Source organism: Bradyrhizobium sp. USDA 4473 (genome assembly GCF_054063335.1).
This window is the reverse complement of sequence record NZ_JBSSGE010000001.1, coordinates 215,889-231,627: the sequence shown is the minus strand read 5'-3', so window position 1 is coordinate 231,627 and position 15,739 is coordinate 215,889. Positions and strand designations below refer to the sequence as shown.

At 63.9% G+C, this 15,739-nt stretch carries 18 protein-coding genes; 14 read left to right on the top strand and 4 right to left on the bottom strand.

Features of this window, described 5'->3' with window-relative positions:
* Positions 1–218 precede the first annotated feature (218 nt).
* Positions 219–1,073 (bottom strand): SDR family NAD(P)-dependent oxidoreductase, encoded by an 855-nt coding sequence (locus ACVW17_RS01100; protein WP_456796688.1) that lies wholly within the window; start codon positions 1,071–1,073, stop codon positions 219–221.
* 156 nt (positions 1,074–1,229) lie between these two features.
* On the opposite strand from ACVW17_RS01100, the gene ACVW17_RS01095 reads away from it, so the two are divergent.
* The 8 genes from ACVW17_RS01095 (at position 1,230) to ACVW17_RS01060 (ending at position 8,002) form a co-directional block, all read left to right on the top strand.
* On the top strand, positions 1,230–1,631 hold the full coding sequence (locus ACVW17_RS01095; protein WP_456796687.1) for a response regulator: 402 nt from the start codon (positions 1,230–1,232) through the stop codon (positions 1,629–1,631).
* Between the two features lie 137 nt (positions 1,632–1,768).
* The gene (locus ACVW17_RS01090; protein ID WP_456796686.1) at positions 1,769–2,380 is read left to right on the top strand and encodes a LysE family translocator; all 612 of its coding nucleotides are present in this window, start codon (positions 1,769–1,771) and stop codon (positions 2,378–2,380) included.
* A gap of 702 nt (positions 2,381–3,082) precedes the next feature.
* Positions 3,083–4,297, top strand: coding sequence for a GGDEF domain-containing protein (locus tag ACVW17_RS01085; protein WP_456796685.1), 1,215 nt, complete (start codon positions 3,083–3,085; stop codon positions 4,295–4,297).
* Between the two features lie 152 nt (positions 4,298–4,449).
* A complete protein-coding gene (locus ACVW17_RS01080; RefSeq protein ID WP_456750075.1) occupies positions 4,450–5,070 on the top strand; it encodes a peptidoglycan recognition protein family protein in 621 nt (206 codons plus the stop codon).
* A gap of 348 nt (positions 5,071–5,418) precedes the next feature.
* On the top strand, positions 5,419–6,249 hold the full coding sequence (locus ACVW17_RS01075) for a L,D-transpeptidase (RefSeq protein ID WP_456796684.1): 831 nt from the start codon (positions 5,419–5,421) through the stop codon (positions 6,247–6,249).
* A 383-nt stretch (positions 6,250–6,632) separates the two neighbouring features.
* Entirely contained in the window at positions 6,633–6,779 is a 147-nt protein-coding gene (locus ACVW17_RS01070; protein WP_456750073.1) for a hypothetical protein, read from the top strand.
* A gap of 37 nt (positions 6,780–6,816) precedes the next feature.
* Positions 6,817–7,440: a PAS domain-containing protein gene (locus tag ACVW17_RS01065; protein ID WP_456750072.1), complete on the top strand. Its 624-nt coding sequence runs from the start codon at positions 6,817–6,819 to the stop codon at positions 7,438–7,440.
* 46 nt (positions 7,441–7,486) lie between these two features.
* Complete coding sequence (locus ACVW17_RS01060) at positions 7,487–8,002, top strand: GAF domain-containing protein (protein WP_456750071.1); 516 nt, start codon at positions 7,487–7,489, stop codon at positions 8,000–8,002.
* A 221-nt stretch (positions 8,003–8,223) separates the two neighbouring features.
* Here ACVW17_RS01060 and ACVW17_RS01055 read toward each other — a convergent pair whose 3' ends face one another.
* A complete protein-coding gene (locus tag ACVW17_RS01055; RefSeq protein WP_456750070.1) occupies positions 8,224–8,634 on the bottom strand; it encodes a lysozyme inhibitor LprI family protein in 411 nt (136 codons plus the stop codon).
* Between the two features lie 206 nt (positions 8,635–8,840).
* Between ACVW17_RS01055 and ACVW17_RS01050 the strand changes: the two genes are divergently transcribed.
* The 6 genes from ACVW17_RS01050 to ACVW17_RS01025 all read left to right on the top strand — a co-directional run bounded on the left by ACVW17_RS01050 (position 8,841) and on the right by ACVW17_RS01025 (position 13,529).
* Positions 8,841–9,767, top strand: coding sequence for a hypothetical protein (locus tag ACVW17_RS01050; RefSeq protein WP_456750069.1), 927 nt, complete (start codon positions 8,841–8,843; stop codon positions 9,765–9,767).
* 147 nt (positions 9,768–9,914) lie between these two features.
* On the top strand, positions 9,915–10,220 hold the full coding sequence (locus ACVW17_RS01045) for a hypothetical protein (protein ID WP_456750068.1): 306 nt from the start codon (positions 9,915–9,917) through the stop codon (positions 10,218–10,220).
* A 39-nt stretch (positions 10,221–10,259) separates the two neighbouring features.
* Positions 10,260–10,628 (top strand): hypothetical protein, encoded by a 369-nt coding sequence (locus tag ACVW17_RS01040; protein WP_456750067.1) that lies wholly within the window; start codon positions 10,260–10,262, stop codon positions 10,626–10,628.
* 28 nt (positions 10,629–10,656) lie between these two features.
* On the top strand, positions 10,657–11,115 hold the full coding sequence (locus ACVW17_RS01035) for a hypothetical protein (RefSeq protein ID WP_456750066.1): 459 nt from the start codon (positions 10,657–10,659) through the stop codon (positions 11,113–11,115).
* Between the two features lie 309 nt (positions 11,116–11,424).
* Positions 11,425–13,194, top strand: a complete 1,770-nt coding sequence (locus ACVW17_RS01030) for an adenylate/guanylate cyclase domain-containing protein (protein WP_456756286.1) — start codon at positions 11,425–11,427, stop codon at positions 13,192–13,194.
* 44 nt (positions 13,195–13,238) lie between these two features.
* Positions 13,239–13,529, top strand: coding sequence for a DUF1330 domain-containing protein (locus ACVW17_RS01025; protein WP_456750065.1), 291 nt, complete (start codon positions 13,239–13,241; stop codon positions 13,527–13,529).
* Between the two features lie 103 nt (positions 13,530–13,632).
* Here ACVW17_RS01025 and rpoH read toward each other — a convergent pair whose 3' ends face one another.
* Together rpoH and ACVW17_RS01015 are read right to left on the bottom strand one after the other, a co-directional pair.
* Positions 13,633–14,529, bottom strand: a complete 897-nt coding sequence (gene rpoH / locus ACVW17_RS01020; RefSeq protein WP_139481257.1) for an RNA polymerase sigma factor RpoH — start codon at positions 14,527–14,529, stop codon at positions 13,633–13,635.
* 216 nt (positions 14,530–14,745) lie between these two features.
* Complete coding sequence (locus tag ACVW17_RS01015) at positions 14,746–15,726, bottom strand: RluA family pseudouridine synthase (protein ID WP_456756285.1); 981 nt, start codon at positions 15,724–15,726, stop codon at positions 14,746–14,748.
* Positions 15,727–15,739: the final 13 nt, after the last annotated feature.

Genomic DNA, 15,739 nt, shown 5'->3' with positions numbered 1-15,739 from the left:
GGGTCCCTGCCTTCGCCGGGACGACAGTTGGAGGGAGCGCGCTGCGCTTCCGTCACCCTGAGGAGGCCGCAACGCGGCCGTCTCGAAGGGTCGACGGCCCGACTGTGGCCGTGCATCCTCTCGCGACGCCGTTCCGCGGCTCCTCCAGCGACAAAGGCGAAGCCTTTGCGCGGGGATGACGGGTCAACACACGCAGTGTCGCGACGCGACGAGACGTCCTATTTCGCATCCCCCGCCAGCTTCGCCGTCGCCTTCTCGATCTGCCGTTGCAGCACCTTCCAATAGGTGCCCGGGCGGAAGCGTTGCAGCAGGTCCATGAAGCGGGCGTCGTTGCCGATCAGGATGCGCGGCTGGTTCTTTTCGATGCCGGTGATGATGCGCTGCGCGGCGGCGGTCGGCGTGGTCCTGGCCAACGCCTCGAAACGCTCGATCGACTGGACGCGGCGGGCATTGTCGGTGACGCCGATCCCCGTGCGCGAGTTGCGCGCGATGTTGGTGGCGACGCCGCCGGGATGCACCACGGAGAGCTTGATCGGGCTGTTCGCCACCGCAAGCTCGTGGCGCAGGCTTTCCGAGAAGCCGCGCACCGCGAATTTGGCCGCGCAATAGGCGCTCTGGCCGGGCGGGGCGATGATGCCGAAGATCGACGAGACATTGACGATATGCGCCGCGCGCTGCCGTGCGAGCAGCGGCAGGAAGGCGCGGCAGCCGTGCACCACGCCCCAGAAATTGATGTTGAACAGCCACTCCATCTGCGCCTGGTCGATCTCGTCGAACTGGCCGAGCAGCGCGACGCCGGCATTGTTGACGACGATGTTGAGCGTGGGGTGCGCGGCCCCGGCGGCTTGTGCGAACGCGGCGATCTCTTCGGGCTCGCTGACGTCGAGCCGATGCACGGTGACCTTGCGGGAGCTCACCTTGGCGATCTCGGCGGCGGTGGCCTGCAGGCCGGCCTCGTCCCGGTCGGCGATCGCGAGGTCACAACCGCGCAGCGCGAGTTCATGCGCGAGCGCGCGGCCGATGCCGCTGGCGGCCCCGGTCACGGCGGCGGCGGATCCAGAGATCGCGGTCATGTCAGGTCGGCTCCATCTGAACAAGGGGGCGGCTGCGAGGCGGGAACATGGCGGTTTCCTCACTTTTCTCAAATTGGAACTGAACATCCAGCCATTTTAGGCATTCAACGTTTGTTAGGTGCTCGAATCGAAGCTTCAAACCAAGGGAGGCCTACCGTGGGACAGTCAAAGCCCTATCGCGCGAAGGCCCTGGTCGTCGAGGACGATCCAATGCAGCGCGAGATGATCAGCCTCCTGTTGGAGGAGAGCGAGTTCGACGTGATCTCGTGCGAGAGCGCCGAGGCCGCCGAGCTGGTGCTGCAGGGCAACAGCGACAATGTCGTGCTGATGATGACGGACGTCGAACTGGCCGGACACATGACCGGTATCGAGCTCGCTTATGCCGCGAAGAAATACAAACCCGATCTCGATGTGGTCGTCACCTCGGGCAGGCCGTTGCGGCAGCGCCTGCCCGACGGCGCGATGTTCTGGTCGAAGCCCTGGGCGCCGCTCGACGTGATCCGCCTCGCCGAGACCAAGGCGTCGGAGATATCGCGCGGAGGGTCGCGTCGATCCTGACAAGGCGACGGCGTCCGTAGCGGAGCTGCCGGCGCGGCGAAGGACGGAAGAAAGGAAGGAAGGGTGCTGCTTCCACCCGCCCGGCGGTCGTGATATTTCCGACGGCCGACCGCGTATGGTCGGCTCGAGGATTTGACATGACCTGGTCCTTCCTGCTGACCACCCTGATCGTCGTAGCCTCGCCCGGCACCGGCGTGCTCTATACCCTGGCGGTGGCACTGACCCGCGGTTCGCGCGCCAGCGTGGCGGCGGCGTTCGGCTGCACGCTCGGGATCGTGCCGCAGATGATTGCGGCGATGCTCGGGCTTGCCGCCATCCTGCACACCAGCGCGATGGCGTTCGCTGCGCTGAAATGGGGCGGCGTGGTTTACCTGCTTTACATGGCCTGGCAGGCGCTGCGCGAGCGCGGCGCGCTCGCCGTCGATCCCGGGATCAAGCCGCGCTCGAGCCGGCGGGTGATCGTGACCGCGATCCTGATCAACATCCTCAATCCGAAGCTGTCGATCTTCTTCCTGGCCTTCCTGCCGCAGTTCATCGCGGTCGACGAGCCGCACCCGCTGACGCGGATGGTCGAGCTCAGCTGCGTGTTCATGGCGATGACGTTTGCCGTGTTCGCGGTCTATGGGCTGTTCGCGGCCTCGGTGCGCGACCGCGTCATCACCCGGCCCAGGGTGATGGCTTGGCTGCGGCGCAGCTTTGCCGCGGGCTTTGCCGTGCTCGGCGCCAAGCTCGCCTTCGCGGAGCGCTGACGCCGCCGTCGCGCAGCGCCCCGATCGAGGCAATAAAAAAGCAGGCCTTGCGCCTGCTGCCTCTTGCGCCCGTCGGTCTCGGGCCGATCGATGTAAGCGTGAATTTGTGGTTGATGAGTCCAGGGCTGGCGTCGCTCCGGCCGGTCGTCCCGGTCCGGGTGCCCGGGCAGGGCAGGAGCCGCTACCCGGGCTGGAATTCGCTACTTCTTGGCGGCCTTCTTCTTCGTCGCCTTTTTCGCCTTCGCCTTCTTCGCCTTCTTCGCTTTCTTAGCCATAGTATCCTCTCAAGGTTTCATGGATTGAACGCGACTCCGAGGCATGCTTGGCGGAGGGCCAGCCTCGCAACATCCTCAGTATCAAACTCAGCAGATTCGGAGGCGGCTGCCGCGTGCTGTCACGACGCCGTCATCGTGTTATCCACAGCTGTTACGTGTTTTTGCCGGTTTTTTCGCACGCATGCGCGGGTCGCGCGCGGTGTCGTCGCATCCGGCATGCTTAACGATGCGCGAACGGCCGATGCGGACATCTTCATCAATTCAAAACCACGGTGCGGATCGACGCCTCGCGGGTGACGGTCCGTTAAGCGCCGCGGCCGCATCCTGCACCGTAAGGCAACGCGGATTGTCATTGGGAAACGCCCTTGGGGCGCGCGGAAGGCTATTTCAGAAGAGGCGAGGCCGATAGCGGTCTCGAACAGGGGCGATGTTGAGCGTTCCGACGCTTTGGACGGTATTCATTGTCAATTTTCTCGCGCTCGGCCTGATCTGGGCCTATGTCGCGCGCAGCTATCCTGCTTTCGGCGCGGCCCGGTTCTGGACCGCATCCGCCTTCATAGCCTCCGCAGGCGCCGCCTGCGCGATGCTCCGTGTCACGGTGACGGACTCGCTCGTGCCGCTGCTCGGCGCGGGGACGCTGATGGTGTTCGCCGCCGGCCTCGCCGCGATGGGCGTCGAGCGGTTCTACGACAAGCCGGTGCGCTGGCGCAGCACCGCGCTGTCAGCCGCGCTCGCCTTCGCCGGCCTCGGCGTCTTCATCTTTGCCTATGACAGCATGCCGATGCGCATCCTGGTCTACACGGTCGCGCAGGTCATGCCGCTGGCGCTGACGCTGAAGCTGTTGCTGTCGCCCGAGAACGGCCGGGTTAGCCCCGGCGCGCGGCTCGCCGGCATCGTCGCCTCGGTGCTGATCGGCATCTACGCGCTGCGCCTGGTCGGCGCCCTGCTGCAGCCCGGCGAATTCTCCTTCGTCCGCTTCAACGCCAGCCAGTCGCTGGTGATCCTGCTGATGGTGTTCCTGTCGATGGCGCTCAATTTCGGCTTCCTGCTGATGGCGATCGACCGGCTGCGCAGCGAGGTCGCCGACCTGGCGCTGCTCGACGATCTCACCGGCGTCGGCAACCGCCGCCATCTGGTGCAGCGGCTGACCGAGGAATGCGCGCGCTCCGACCGCAACGGCGAGGCGTTCGCGCTCTTGGTGATCGACCTCGACGGCTTCAAGGGCATCAACGACACCCACGGCCACGCCGCCGGCGACGCCTGCCTGCAGCATTTCACGCTGATGGCGCAGACCCGGCTCCGCCCCGGCGACATGCTGGCCCGCACCGGCGGCGACGAGTTCTGCATCGTGCTGCCGTCCTCGACGCTGCGCGAGGGCGCGATGATCGCGCGCCGCGTGCTGGAGGTCTGCCGCGCCGATGCCGAGCAGTGCACCGGCCGTGACATCCCGATCGCGGTCTCGATCGGCATCGCGCAATGGACCCGCGAGATCGGCATGCATCCCGACCGCCTGATCGCCGCCGCCGACCACGCGCTGTACGACGCCAAGAAGGGCGGCAAGAACGGCTACGCGGCCTATGAACCGAAGCCGGCGCCGGAGATCGTCGATGCGCTGGAGGCCGCCCTGCGCAAGCGCGCCTGAGCGTGCTAATGTTGTGTCTCTGACAGTCCATTCCGTCATTCCGGGGCGCGACGACGTCGCGAACCCGGAATCCAGAGGTCGTGGATCGTGATTCCGGGTTCTCGCTTCGCGAGCCCCGGAATGACTGAGTGAATGCCCCGGATCGTTCCGCAATGATGTCCCGCCTGCTCGCCGCGCTTCTCGCGCTCGTGATCTCCTCCGCCGCCCTGGCTGAAACCTCCGATCTCGCTGCGATCGCGCGGTCGCAGGGCACGCCCGAGATTCCCGGCCTGACGATGGTCTGGCTGTCGCCCTGGGGCGACGTCGCCCACGCGCATCCCTGGCGCAACATTATCGTGCACCAGACCGAGGGGCCGGCCGGTTCGGCACGCTCCGGCGCGCAACAGCAGCACAAGAACCCGACCAGGCGCGGCGTCATGGTCTGGGTCGAGACCGACGGCACGGTCTATTGGGCGGTCGCCGACAATCTGGTGCCGACCCACACCGACGGCGCCGATCGCAACGACAACAAATACATCGACAACAGCAAGACCTATCATCGGGTCAACAAGGACAGCTCGATCGGCGTCGAGTTCGCCGGCAATTATCCCGACGTCACCAAGGGCCCGACCGACGCCCAGATCGCCGCCTGGCGCGTGCTGGTGCGCGTGCTGCGCGCGCGCTACCGCATTCCGCTCGACCACGTCTATGCGCACAACTGGATCGACTTCAAGGATGCCCGCTACTGCGAAGGTTGCGCGCTTGCGACCATGGCGCGGGAGTGGGGCGAGTAGTGTCATGCTTGGACAGGGTCCGCTCAGCTCAGCAAACAGCCGTCATCGCCCGGCTTGACCGGGCGATCCAGTATCCAGAGGCAGCCGTTATATTACTCGCCCGCCCTCTCTTGACCGCCGCGGCGTACTGGGTCCCCCGCTTCCGCGGAGGACGACAGTGAAGTTGCTGAGAACGCTACCACAAAAGCGAAAAGGCCGGCGTCGCTGCCGGCTTTCGTGTCTGCTAGCCCGGACATTCTCCTTCAGCGTTAACGACGCTTAACGATTTCCAGCCCGAGCGACATCGCTTCGAAGTTTGTTAGAGTTTGCTGAGTAGTTCTCCAGGCACAGGGGAATCTGGGGAAAGACATGGGTCGGCGGGCCAAACGCGGAAAGACAAAGACCGAGGCGCTCGCACTGCCGGTGATGGGGCGAGTTGCAATCGGCGTCATCGCCGCTGCTGCATTGGGGTATGGTTTGCTGTGGCGCCCGGCGAGCGTTCAGCCGACACGCAAGCCGTCGGCGCAGCAGGCCGCGGTGCCGTCAACGCCGGCTCACGCATCGACTGCGGTTCGCGTCGCGGCGCCGGCCCCGGCTCCGGTCCCGGTCCCAGTCCCGGCGCCTGCGCCCCTGGTCGAGCCGCCCAAAGCCGCTGATGGTCCCGGAAAATTCGTTCGACAGGTGGTCGACTACGCCAGCCGTCAGACGCCGGGAACCGTCGTCATCGATACCGGAAACACGTTCCTCTATCTCGTTCTGAACGACAGGCAGGCGATGCGCTACGGCATCGGTGTCGGCCGCGAAGGGTTCACCTGGTCCGGCGAACAGACGGTGGCCCGCAAGACGGAATGGCCGGATTGGCGTCCGCCGCCGGAGATGCTCACGCGGCAACCTTATCTGCCGCGGTTCATGGCAGGCGGACCCGGCAATCCGCTTGGCGCCCGGGCGATGTATCTGGGCGAGACCGAATATCGAATTCACGGCACCAACAAGCCCGATACGATCGGCAGGCGGGTTTCGTCGGGCTGTATCCGGCTGACCAATGACGACGTCACGGACCTTTATGAGCGGGTGAAGGTCGGAGCCAAGGTGATCGTGCTGCCGGCAACCTCAGCCCATCGGCCATCCGAGGCCGCGCCGTCCGACGCTGCCCTCCGGTCGCCGTCGAACCGGCCCTTGGCAGCCAACGCGCAGATGTAGCTCTTGAGGCTCATGCGTATACACGGCCCCGGATGGGCGGAGCCAACGGGTCCGCGCAGCGCGCGGCCCGATGACAAACTCCGCGATACCCATCATCTCCCCGGCAAAAGATTGATGGTTGTCGCCTCGCTTCACCCATTATACGGACCAATGATGACCATTGTCCGAGAGTTCGACGGAATGGCGATGGACATAGTATCGAATGGGAAATCGAGACCGCAGATATTGGTCTATGCTGTTCTTGGCAGTTCCGGTGACAGGTCCGCTCCGGGATCGAACGAACTTGGAGCCACATATTCGACGCGCTGGATTCCACCATCCATGCAGAGCGCGATGCCGTAGCGGTGCGGTCAAGATTTGAAAAGCCGTTCGAGCCTACCTGCATGGCCAACGAATTCTCCAGCTACGTTGCGATGATTGAACTCGTCGGCTCGCTGGATCTGCATCTTCGAATGAGCGGTTCCGTGGCAAGTGAGAGCGGTAATTCTACGGTGCCGCCTTCGATGGTCGAAAAAAGCGATGTGGGCTAAAGTTGAGTTGGGGGCAGTCTGAGCGCACAGGTCGACCATGACGACTAAGCAACCGAACTTCCGTTCGCCGAAGGCATTGATGGCCGGCGCACAAGATGCATGGCATCGGCTATTCGAGCATTGCCCCGTCCCGATACTTTTGCTCACGCCCGACCTGAAGATTGTCAACGGCAATGATGCCTATCTGGGCGGCGTCTCTCGCTCGCGAGATACGCTTGCCGGTTTGGACATGTTCGATGCCTTCCCCGACAATCCACATCTGACACACGCGGACGGCGTTGCCAATCTGGCGGCGTCGTTTGGGAAGGTCCTTCAGGAGAAACGTGGGCAGGTCATGCCTCTCCAGAGATATGACATCCAGCCTGAGGGGCGACCGTGGCAGGTCCGCTATTGGCATCCCAAGAACTGGCCGGTGCTTGATGACGACGGCTCAATCGTCGCGGTGGTCCATCACGTCACCGATGCAACCACCTCTGTTCTGGCTAGAAAGTCCGAGAGAGCGGGTCCGCCTCCTGCTTCGTCAGAAGCCCTCTTGCAATCGGCCGACCAAGCCATTTTCGAAGCGCGCGAAACCGCGAGACAGACCCGCGAGGCGATCTTGGTGTCCCGCGCGCTGATCGAGGAAAGTTTGCCGTCTTCGATGCTCCGCGGCCCAAGCTAAAAGGCGCGGCCGAATTCGACGCGAGGTTTGGCTGAGGGCTTGATCGATGCATGACGTTTCCGAACTGCCGCTCCTGCAATCAGCGCTGAACGAGGCCTTGGCCATTACAGGTCAGGAGCTCGGCAACATTCAACTCATCGACTGGAAGATGGGTCACCTGGAGATCATGGCTCAGCAGGGCTTTACCGAAGAGTTTCTCGACTGCTTTCGTCGTGTAACGATCCGGGACGGGTGTGCGTGCGGTCGCGCTCTTTTCAATCGGCAGCCGGTCGTTATCCATGACGTCACGCTGGACCCACGATTTTTCCCGTTTCGGAATGTCGCTGAACGGGCCGGTTTCAAGGCTGTACAGTCAACCCCGCTTCTCACCAATTCTGGCGCTCTTGTCGGGGTCCTCTCGACACACGGCCCACATGCTCCGAGTGAAGAGCAACTGGGTTCGATCAGAAGCTTGGCCATACGAACAGCTCACAGCATACTTCGCGCGCGCGCCGAGAAATCCAGTTTTCCGGATTTGGACGGCTTTGCCATGCGTCGGCGGCTGCAAACGGTGCTTGCATAACCGCAAACGACGCCCGACTAACCGCGTCGAACGATCGGAACCGCTGCCCTTAGCCGACATGGCCAGGAGCGCCTCTTGACACCATGTCAAAAGCCAGCCGTAGGACGGGTGGAGCGCAGAGCAATACCCATCAATCTTCTGCTGCGAGGTGAGATGATGGGGATCGCGGAGTTATCACCGGGCCGCGCGCTGCGCGGACCCATCCGACAGATGCAGTCATCTCAGCGGCTGAGGCGCTTCCGATCAGCGTGCGTTGCCAGGGCGCGTTCCAATTCGCGGGTGCGTTTGGCGATGTCATCCAACTCGAAGCTCTGCGACGTCATGAAGGCCCCCGAGCCCGCATCAGGGTCGCTCGCGAGACGGCGGGTTTCGCTCAAGTGATGAGAGAGCCAGGCCTTCTGCTCTGCCTGCAGCCTCACGCGCGCTCCGCCGCTTTCTCGCTGCAGCAGCAGTTGGTAGGCAGCGTTCAGCCGGGCATCCCATTTGTCGATCTCGGCTTTACCGCAATCGAGCATCTTGCTCGAAACACCGTCCGAACGCTCAACGCATGCCGCCATCTCGTCGTCCGATTGCGCGTGGGCGCACGCAGCGATGAGCACGAGCAGGCCGGCAAGGCCATATTTGAAGGTCACGGGAGAGGGCGCCTATCGTTTAACGACGCGCGATGGCGCAATGATTTCGTGTCGCTTTTGCGGCGACGACGAAGTAGCCCGTTGGAGCCAACGGGTCCGCGCAGCGTGCGGCCGCGTAGCCCCATTGCATAGCGGCCAGAACTGCAGGAAGGCATTGCCCAGCTAGCGGTGGTCTTATACCATCGGCAAGGTCAAGGGGGGCAGCCTTGGAAAGAGACGAACTTGAGCGCCTGGCGGGCCGCCGGTTGCGGCTGAGCTTCGAGGAGATCGTAAACCATCCTCGGCTGCCGGAAGCGCGGCGCGCCTACATCGCGGCCTTTTGCGACTTGTACGAGGGTGATCCGTTCCTGGTTCGCCTGCTGCTCCAGGCCGGCCGATTCCTCGTTTTTCTGAGCGCAGCGGTGCTCGAAGCCGCACAGGATCCGGCCCGCCGCGAAACCTGGTTCACGGTCACCGCGCTGAAGCGGCAGCTCAATATGCACGGACACGCGAGTGACCGGCAGGTGGATCATCTGCTGGCACGGCTGTGCGAGGTCGGATTCATCTCGCAGAGCCGAGCGCCGGCCGACCGGCGTGTGCGACTGCTGGCGACCACGGACAAGCTGCGCTCGCATCATGCCGAGTGGCTTGCGACCCACTTCGTGCCGCTTGCCAAATTGTACCCCGATCACGACTACAGCCCGGTTCTGTCCCGAAATCAGGCCTTCAATGTCACCCACTGCCGCGTCGGCCTGCCGTTCTTTCCGGTCTCCGTTCGCCTCATGATGACGCTACCGGATACGATGCTGTTCTTTTCCCATGCCGCGGGGCCGCTGATTCAAAATGCGGTCCTGAAGGCTGCCATGGATGCGGGCGATCCGACCGCGGCCATCCCCTACATGGATGTGGCGGAGCGCTTCGGCGTTTCACGAACTCATATCCGCAACCTGATGAACGCCGCGCAGGCGGCCGGTCTCGTCAGGATCCTTGGGCGCGGCGGGCGGAGCATCGAGATCACGCCGCGCCACTGGGTGAGCTACGATCGTGGCCTTGCAGTTGGAATGTACCTGCACGACGCGGTCAACCTCGTCGCGATGCGCGATTGGACCGAGACCCAGCGCCGCTCCGCCGCTCGCCTGTTGACCGTGGGGTGACTCTGTTCGCAGCTTTTCCCGGTGCCTTCGATAGGCGCAAAGTTTTCCGACTGCGTCTCGCTCGGAAAGGCTAGATTTATCTGCGGTCCGACCTTGCCCCCATGGGCCCGTTTATTTTTCAGTTTCATTGCTTGAGGAATTTTTTTGATGACCGAAATCGATAGCGGCGTGCACGGCTCCACTGCGGGGCCGCTCCGTTCGCTTGTATACGCCTTGTTTATTGCGATCATGGCCGCTTTTGGCCTGTACGCCGTCTTCGTCGCAGGTCCTGCCATGCGCGCCGCCGCACACGACGACCTCGTGAGGAGGGTTGCTGACGAAGATCGCCAATTCTGCGGAAAGTTCGGAATCGGCGCGGGCACAGACACGTTCGCTGCATGCAGGGGAGAGCTGTCGATTGTCCGGCAACGGCAGGTCGATCGCGACAACGCCGCCGCCCAAGGTCTGCTTTAGCGCTTCAACCTCGATATTTCTTCCGCAAAGGATTTGTCTATGGTCAAACGTTCGATGTTTGGATTGGGAGTTGCCGCGATCTGGATCGGTTCGGCCTCGGCGCAGGAGGCTCCTCCCTCCTATCAGGCCGATCCGATGGTCTATAAGGTCATCTTCGAAGATCAAAGCTTTCGTGTAATCGCGGCGACCTGGAAGAAAGGCACAACGGACAAGCCGCATTCGCACCCGCTTCCTTTCGTGGTCTACGCGCTCGATGATTGCGCCGTGCGGGTCCACAATCCGGACGGCACGACGCGCGAACTGAAGAACAAGGCCGGAGCGGCCAGCGCGGGGCCCATCACTGCCTCGCATACGGCTGAAAACGTCGGCGACACGGACTGTCGAGCGCTTCTGGTGGAGCGAAAGTAATCCGGCCATGAGACACTGGACTTGCATCATGCGTTACCGGATCGCTCCGATCGTCATCACCCTGGCTGCATTGCTTGGCGCAATCGCGTCGCCGGCACGGGCCGACGAAACGACCGATACACGAGAGCCCGTGCAGCGAACCGACATCGAGAAAGCCTTCGTGCTGGAGCAAATGCGGCTGTTCCTGGCCTCCATCGTGGAGGTCGAGGAAGGGCTTGGCTCGGGCGATCTGGATCTGGTCGCGCGTGAAGCAGCGGCGCGCGGTCGCAAGGCCAATGCCGCGCTGGTCCGGCCGGCGACCCTGGCCGCCAAGGAAAGCGACGCCTGGAAGGCGATGATCGGCTCGGTCCGGAGCGGCTTTGACCAGATCGCTGAGCAGGCGGCTGCGCGCGCGCCGGCGGCAAAAATCAACAAGACGCTTGCCGACACGATGAGGAATTGCGTTGCCTGCCATCAAGCCTATCGCATTTCCGCGGAAGCGCGTTAGGCTCGGCGGTTGAGATCGACTTGTTGTCCATAGCCGGCTTCGGCGGGGCAATGTCCCTCGGTTGGGACATCGGCACGAAGCGTGGCGGCATCTGCGTGCCGGGCGCGGCGTCCTGCGCCGCGCGGTACTGCCGGTTGCCTCGCCGATCGCAGCGCTTCTGACCGCCGGGGGTTGGATCGCTCCCTTCCGAGATGCGGTGCTGAAGCGGTCCTGATCGTCGTATGAACGGGCTCACACGCCCGAAAGGTCGGCCGCGGTATTTTGCAATCCGGTACCTCCGTATATGCTGGCGGGAGCCTTCCCGGAGTGATGCTGTTGGCAGAACGCCTCGATCGGAGATTGTCGGCAATTCTGGCCGCGGACGTGGCCGGCTATAGCCGCCTGATGGGCGCCGACGAAGAGGGGACGCTGGTGCAGTTGCGCGGGCATCGCAACGGCGTCGTCGAGCCCAAGATCACCGAGCACCGCGGCAGGCTGGTCAAGACCACTGGAGATGGCATGCTGGCGGAGTTTGCCAGCGCCGTGGACGCCGTGCGCTGCGCGGTCGACATCCAGCTCGCAACGGCGAGCGCCAATCTCAGTGTCGCCAGTTCTAAACGTGTCGAATTTCGCATCGGCGTGCACGTCGGCGATATCATTTCCGAGGACGGCGACATTTTCGGCGATGGCGTCAACATCGCCGCGCGTCTGGAGGGTCTTGCCGATCCCGGCGGCATCTGCGTCTCAGCGAGGGTGCAGGAGGACGTCGACGGGCGGCTCGACGTCACGTTCCGCGACGGCGGCGAGCAACAACTCAAGAATATCGCGCGTCCAATTCGGGTCTACCGCATCCAGTTTGGCCGGGCCGAGACGGCCGCGGCGCCGGCACCCATGCTGGCGTTGCCGGGCAAGCCATCTGTGGTGGTGCTTCCGTTCCAGAACATGAGCCCGGATCCCGATCAGGACTACTTCGCCGACGGGATGGTGGAAGACATCATCATGGCGTTGTCGCGCTTCAGCAGCCTGTTCGTGATCTCGCGCAATTCCTCCTTCACCTACAAGGGCCGTGCGGTTGACGTGAAGCAGATCGGACGCGAACTCGGCGTCCGCTATGTGCTCGAGGGCAGTGTGCGCAAGGCGGGACAACGCGTGCGGATCTCCGGCCAACTCGTGGACGCGATCACCGGCACTCACCTTTGGGTCGACCGTTTCGAAGGTACGCTGGAAGATGTGTTCGACCTCCAGGACAAGGTGACGTCCCGCGTGGCCGGTGCGCTCGTTCCGACCATCCGCCATGCCGAGATCGAACGCGCCAAGCACCGGCCGACCGAAAGCACCGATGCACACATGACCTATATGCGCGGCATCGGCTCTCTCTATCAATGGACCAAGGCCGGTATTGAAGAAGCGCTGAAGCTGTTCCATGAGGCGATGAGGATCGATCCGGACTTCAGCATGCCCTACGGCATGGCGGCAGTCAGCTATGTCACGCTGCGGTCCACCGGATGGGTGGGCGACCTTGCCTCGCTCGTGCCAAGGGTGCACGAGCTCGTTGCGCGGGCGCCCGAGGTCGGCCGGGATGATGCCTTCACCCTGGGATCCTGCGGCTTTGCCGCAGCCAACATCCTGGGCGATCTCGACACCGGTGCGGCGCTGCTTGATCGCGCCTTGGCTATGAACGTAAATCACGCGCTGATGTGGGCGCAAAGCGCGTACGTGTGCGCTTGGCGTGGCGAACCGGAACTGGCGCTGGCTCACACCGAACGCGCGCGTCGCCTCAGCCCGGTGGATCCGCAGACCTTCACGATCGACGGCGCGGCGGCGCTGGCCCATTTCATCGCTGGCCGGGATGAAGAGGCACTGGCCGTCGCCGAGATGGCCCTGCGACAGAACCCGTTCTTCTCGCCGGCGACACGCATCGCGCTGGCAAGCGCCGCGCTGCTGAACCGGACCGAGCTGACCAAGAAATACCTCGCCCAACTCAAGCTGCTTGACCCGAATCTCTCACTCTCGAATCTGGACACCCGTGTCGGCGTGCGGCGACCGGAAGATATCGCGCGCTTCGGCGCGGGCCTGCGCAAGGCGGGCTTGCCGGAGTAGACAGGGCAGAGATGGCTTTCAACTCAAATGGATCGAGGAATGCAATGGCGGCTTATGTCATCTTCGACGTGGATATTCGTGAGCCCAGGCAATACCAGGAATTCATGTCTGGCGTGAAGCCGGCCCTGGAAGCGGCCGGCGCCAAATATCTTGCGCGGGGCGGAGCTCACAAAGTCTACGAAGGAGATTGGGAGCCGCGTAGGATTGTGCTGTTGGAATTCCCGTCGGTCGCGGCCTGGGAGTCGTTTTACAACGGCGCAACGTATCAAGGACTGAAGCGCCTGAGAGAGGGTTGCAGCTCGGCGCGTTTGGTCAGCGTGGAGGGCCTCGGCTGACGGCTCCGCCATGGGGTTGGGGTGTGCGCACCGAGCACCGCCTTGCAAAAACAAAAAAGCCGGCGTTGCCGCCGGCTTTCGTGTCTGTTGGCTCGCCGCGCGCTTAATGCGCGGCTTCGAGCGCTGCTTCCTGCCGGGCGATCGTACCCTTGACGGCCGACTGCACCTTTTCGAAGGCGCGGACCTCGATCTGCCGCACGCGCTCGCGTGACACGCCGAACTCGGCGGCGAGGTCTTCCAGCGTCATCGGCTCATCCGCCAGGCGCCGCGCCTCGAAGATGCGGCGTTCGCGCGGGTTGAGCACGCCGATCGCACCGTTGAGGGCCTGGCGGCGATGATCGAACTCCTCGCTCTCGGCCATCATGGCTTCGGCGTTAGGCGAGTTGTCGACCAGCCAGTCCTGCCATTCGCCGGCTTCGCCGTCGTCGCGGATCGGGGCGTTGAGCGACGCGTCGCCGCCGAGGCGGCGGTTCATGTCGACCACGTCCTGATCTGTCACGCCGAGGCGCTTGGCGATCAGCTTGACCTGGTCGGGGTGGAGATCACCCTCTTCCAGGGCCGAGATCTTGCTCTTCGCCTTGCGCAGGTTGAAGAACAGCTTCTTCTGGTTCGCGGTGGTGCCCATCTTCACGAGCGACCAGGAACGCAGGATGTACTCTTGTATTGACGCCTTGATCCACCACATGGCGTAAGTGGCGAGACGGAAGCCCTTCTCGGGCTCGAATCGCTTCACCGCCTGCATCAGGCCGACATTGCCTTCCGAGACGACCTCGGAGATCGGCAAGCCGTAGCCGCGATAGCCCATGGCGATCTTGGCCACGAGCCTGAGATGGCTGGTGACGAGTTTATGCGCCGCGTCGCGATCGTCATGCTCGCGCCAACGCTTGGCGAGCATGTACTCCTGCTGGGGCTCCAGCATGGGGAACTTGCGGATCTCGGCGAGGTAACGTGAGAGGCCAGATTCTCCATTGAGAACCGGCAACGTAGCTGTACGGGCCATTCGAGCGCCCTCCAGTGGTTCAGGCCCCCGATAGCGGCGGGCCCGGCAGGTGGCCGCTGGGTTAAAGCCGGCCATGCTGCGATGTTCCGCGCTGGATATTCAGCGCAGGTGCAACATACACCAAACGGTCCGTGATAGGGAAGGATTGCTGACGTCACGTCCCCGTGTGGCAGCTATAACCTGTTGTCATGACGAGCTTTTTCTGGGAGGGGTGCGTCATACCGCCGCTGCCAGCGCCCGTTGCAGGAGAAGCAAATCCTCCGGCAGAGGCGCTTCCCAGTGCAAAAGTTCCCCGGTGCGGGGGTGTTCCAAAGCCAGCAGATAGGCGTGCAGCGCCTGCCGGTCGAGGGCGGTAAGTGCGTCCTTACCTTCCGGCCCGAGATGGCCGGCCTTGGTCTTGAAATGCGGGCCGTAGACGCTGTCTCCCAGCAGGGGATGGCCGAGATGGGCGAGGTGGACCCTGATCTGATGGGTCCGCCCGGTCTCGAGCCGGCAGGCCAGGAGCGAGGCGACCGGCTTGCCATCGCGGCCGGCAAAGCTCGAGAGCACCTCGAAATGGGTGATCGCCTCGCGGCCGCCCTGGCGCACCGCCATCTTCTCGCGGGCGTGCGGGTGGCGGTCGATCGGCGCGTCGATGGTGCCGTGCGGCCGGTTCGGCACGCCCCAGGCGAACGCCATGTAGCCGCGTTCCATCGGGCCGGTGCGGCCATGGTCGGCGAATTGCGCGGTCAGTGACTGATGGGCGTGGTCGTTCTTGGCCACCACCATCAGGCCGGTGGTGTCCTTGTCGAGGCGGTGCACGATGCCCGGCCGCTTGACCCCGCCGATGCCGGACAGGCTGGTGCCGCAATGCGCGATCAGCGCATTGACCAGCGTTCCGGTGGCGTGGCCGGCGGCGGGATGCACCACCAGGCCCCTCGGCTTGTCGATGACGATGATGTCGTCGTCCTCGAACACGATATCGAGCGCGATGTCCTCGCCCTTCGGCTCGGCGGGTGCGGCCTCCGGGACGTCGATTATGATCGTATCGCCCCTGATGACATGATAAGCGGGGTCGCGGACGACGGCGTCCTTGACGGTCACGGAACCGGCGAGGATCAGCGCCTTCAGCCGGGACCGCGACAGCTCCGGAGTGCGCTGTGCGAGCACGCGGTCGAGCCGGGCCGAGCCCTCGTCGCCGGCGACGATGACCTCCAGCTTCCGACCGCCA